The sequence below is a fragment of the Mesorhizobium sp. M4A.F.Ca.ET.050.02.1.1 genome, assembly GCF_003997725.1.
Classification (GTDB): Bacteria; Pseudomonadota; Alphaproteobacteria; order Rhizobiales; family Rhizobiaceae; genus Mesorhizobium.
Genome location: NZ_RZSG01000642.1, coordinates 1 through 3,521, shown reverse-complemented (window position 1 = coordinate 3,521; position 3,521 = coordinate 1). Strand labels below are relative to the sequence as shown.

The 3,521-nt window shown below is 65.8% G+C and carries 4 protein-coding genes and 1 pseudogene; 4 read left to right on the top strand and 1 reads right to left on the bottom strand.

Annotation, left to right across the window (positions count from 1 at the left end):
• Positions 1–510: GNAT family N-acetyltransferase (locus EOA33_RS28555; protein ID WP_145989324.1), on the bottom strand; the 510-nt coding region annotated here is incomplete at its 3' end.
• Between the two features lie 237 nt (positions 511–747).
• Here EOA33_RS28555 and argE point away from each other — a divergent pair.
• The 4 genes and pseudogenes from argE to EOA33_RS28535 all read left to right on the top strand — a co-directional run.
• A complete protein-coding gene (gene argE / locus EOA33_RS28550) occupies positions 748–1,872 on the top strand; it encodes an acetylornithine deacetylase (RefSeq protein WP_127407163.1) in 1,125 nt (374 codons plus the stop codon).
• 12 nt (positions 1,873–1,884) lie between these two features.
• Positions 1,885–2,808 (top strand): glyoxylate/hydroxypyruvate reductase A, encoded by a 924-nt coding sequence (locus EOA33_RS28545; RefSeq protein WP_127407162.1) that lies wholly within the window; start codon positions 1,885–1,887, stop codon positions 2,806–2,808.
• A 24-nt stretch (positions 2,809–2,832) separates the two neighbouring features.
• A complete protein-coding gene (locus EOA33_RS28540) occupies positions 2,833–3,186 on the top strand; it encodes a cupin domain-containing protein (protein WP_127407161.1) in 354 nt (117 codons plus the stop codon).
• Positions 3,187–3,330: 144 nt separating this feature from the next.
• Positions 3,331–3,521: pseudogene (locus EOA33_RS28535) on the top strand (aldehyde dehydrogenase); the annotation flags it as partial.

Here is a 3,521-nt window from a genome sequence, read left to right as displayed (position 1 = left end):
GAGCGTGATCGCCGCGGCAATGTCGCCTTCGCCCAAAGTCCGGATATCGCCCCTTGTCTCCGCCAGTCTACCCATCGTCTCCGCACGGGCGATGCCCTGGCATTGGTAGACGGTCTTCTCCGGCTGGAAATCGAGCGAAAGATAGAGCCGTCTTGCCGCTCGTGTTGCATTGAGGCGCAGATCGCGCCCGGCGACCTTTTCGAAGACCCGCTTCATCAGCCATTGTCCTGCGCCGAGCGTCTGCAGTCGCGGCGAGGTGATGACCATGCCCACGGTGGCGAAATCGGTGCCGTGCGCGAACCACATGGCCGAACCGAGAACGCGGCCGATCTCATCGAGCGCCACGAAGCCGCGCCCCGATTCGCGCAGGAACTGCCAGTCTTCGGCCCGGTGCGGCCATCCGACGGACAGGGAGTGCCCGTGCAACCGATCGAGCTCGATGCCCTCGATGTCGCCGATGCGCATCGAGAAGGTATCGATTTTCAAGCTTCCGGACGGCTTCAATGCCATGCCCCTGAAAGATTGCCGCACTAGAGATGACGCGTCGATGGTCACCCTCTCTCCGCCAACGCTAAACAAGCAGACCGGTAGGATTTGCTCGAAAGCCGCGCGCCAACGCTAGATTCAACTGAAACACTTCCGCTTTCGGCACGCAATCGCGAAAGAACGCGCACATCTTCTCCTGAAATCTAGCAGCTTACGGTCGCCGACACCGATCCGGCGACCCGAAATGTCTTAAGGGCTGGAATGGACGTCTTCGACATCCTCGACCGTCTCGTCGCCTTTCCATCGGTCGCCGGCGAGCCGAATGGCGACATCGCCGGCTGGATCGAGGCCCATCTCGCGCAGCACGGAACGCAAGTCAGCCTGCTCCAAGGGCCTGAGGGCGATCGTTTCAACCTGTTCGCAACGATCGGCCCCGCCGATGTGCCGGGCTTCATCCTGTCCGGCCACATGGACGTCGTCCCCGCCGGCGAGCCACATTGGAGCTCGGCTCCTTTCACGCTGCGCCGGGAAGGCGAACGGTTCTATGGACGCGGCACCACGGACATGAAGGGGTTTCTGGCAGCAGTGCTCGCGGCTGTGCCTGCACTGACGAAACTGCGCCTGGCCAGACCGATCCACCTCGCCTTCTCCTACGACGAGGAGGTCGGATGCCGCGGCGTGCCGCATTTGATCGCCCGCCTTCCCGAACTTTGCGCGAAACCACTCGGCGTCATCGTCGGCGAGCCGAGCGGCATGCGCGCCGTGCGCGGCCACAAGGGCAAGGCGGCGGCTCGGGTGACGGTCAACGGGCGGTCCGGCCATTCGTCGCGACCCGATCTCGGGCTCAACGCCATCCATGCCATGGCTGCGGCGCTGGGCGCGGCCGTCAGCGAAGCCGAGCGGCTGACGTGCGGTCCGTTCGACCCCGCCTTCGAGCCGCCCTATTCCTCGCTGCAGGCGGGCGTGGTGACAGGTGGGCAGTCAGTCAACATCATTCCAGACACCTGCACGCTGGACCTGGAGGCCCGCGCCATACCCGGCGTCGACCCGGCCAGCCTGCTCGCGCCGGTCAAGGCGCGAGCCGAAGCCCTTGCGGTCGGCGGCTTTCGGATCGAGTGGACGCCGATGAGCGCCTATCCGGCGCTGTCGCTGCCGCAGGGCACAGCACTGGCGACACTGTTAGCCGAGCTGACCGGCGAAGCGCCGCTCGCCGCCGTCAGCTACGGCACGGAGGCCGGACTCTACCAGGCCGCCGGCTTCGATGCGATCATCTGCGGCCCGGGCGACATAGGTCGCGCCCACAAGCCCGACGAATACATCCTCGCCAGCGAGCTCGCCGCCTGCCAGCGATTGATCGAGGCGCTGGGCGCCCGCTGCGCGGCTTGAAGGGGAACCGGGATGACGTTCCTGTTCAACTCCGATGCGCGCCGCGGCGCGGTCTTCGGCGAGGCGTTCGCCAGGGAATTGCCGGAGCTTCCCTTCGCCTTGGATGCCGCGACGATCGATGCCGACGCCGTGCGTTATCTGATTACCTGGACCGTGCCGGACAACCTCGCCCGTTACCGCAACCTGGAAATCCTGTTTTCGATCGGCGCCGGCGTCGACCAGTTCCGCTTCGATGCCGTGCCCGCGCAGGTGAAGATCGTGCGCATGGTCGAGGAAGGCATCGTACGCATGATGCAGGAATATGTAACGCTGGCCGTGCTTGCCCTCCACCGAAACATGCCGGCCTATCTGGCGCAGCAGCGCGCCGGCGAATGGCGCGACATACCGCAGCTTCAGGCCGCCTTGCGCCGGATCGGCGTGCTCGGCCTCGGGCAGCTCGGCCAGGCCGTCCTTGATCGCCTAAAGCCTTTCGGCTTCCGGCTCGCTGGCTGGAGCCGCTCGCCGCAGCGGATCGAGGACGTGACCTGCCATCATGGCCGGCCCGGGCTGCAGGAGATGCTCGCGGCCAGCGACATACTGGTCTGCCTGCTGCCGCTGACCGAGGAGACACGTGGCTTCCTCAATGCCGACTTGTTTGCGAAACTGCCCAGGGGCGCCGCGCTCGTCCACACCGGCCGCGGGCCACAGCTCGATCACGAAGCGCTTGTCGCCGCGCTCGACAGCGGCCATCTGTCGGCGGCGATGATCGACGTCACCGATCCCGAACCGCTGCCGGCAGGTCATTCGTTCTGGTCGCATCCGAAGGTCATCCTGACCCCGCATGTCGCCAGCGTCACCCAGCCGGCGACCGCCGCGCAGGCCGTCATCGACAACATCAGACGCCACCGCGCCGGTCTCGATCCCATCGGGCTCGTCGAGCGGTCGCGCGGCTATTGAAGTCCAAAACCGAAAGGCGATGCTTTGTCCCTGCTCAAATCCGTCGACACCAATCCGAACTTTTCGCCACGCGAATCCAAGGCATTGCCGGAGCGGCTGATTGCCGGCGACCCTGCCTTCAAGACCTGGGCGCAGGATGCCGCGAAGGACGACTTGGTCCATACCGGCGTCTGGGAGGCGACACCGGGCGAGACGCGCTCGATCAAGGGCGAGACATTCGAGTTCTGCCACATCCTCTCCGGCGTCGTCGAAATCACCCCCGACGCCGGCCAGGCGGTGACCTACCGGGCTGGCGACAGCTTCGTGATGAAGCCGGGCTTCACCGGGGTCTGGAAGACGATCGAAACGGTGCGCAAGATCTACGTGACGGTCAGCTGAACGGTCGGCGCGGTTTCAAGCGGCAGCGACAGATTTTGCCGTCGCGTGCGGCCGGCACGCAACAATCGTCCGCAGCGGTTCGCCGAACGATGCATGCTGCTTGCCCGCCCGCGCTAGGCTGCGGCCAACGCTAGGTGGTTGCCCATGAGCCTGAGCTTCGATCCGAACACGGTTCCCCTTCCCGTCGGCCATTTTGTCGGCGGGGAAATGATCGCGGCCGAGGGCGCGATCGAGATGCGCCGGCCGTCGGACGGCAAGGAATATGCCGCCTGCCCCGTGGCCGGCGCCGACATGATCGACCGTGCGGTGGAGAGCGCCAAGGCGGCGCTGAAGGC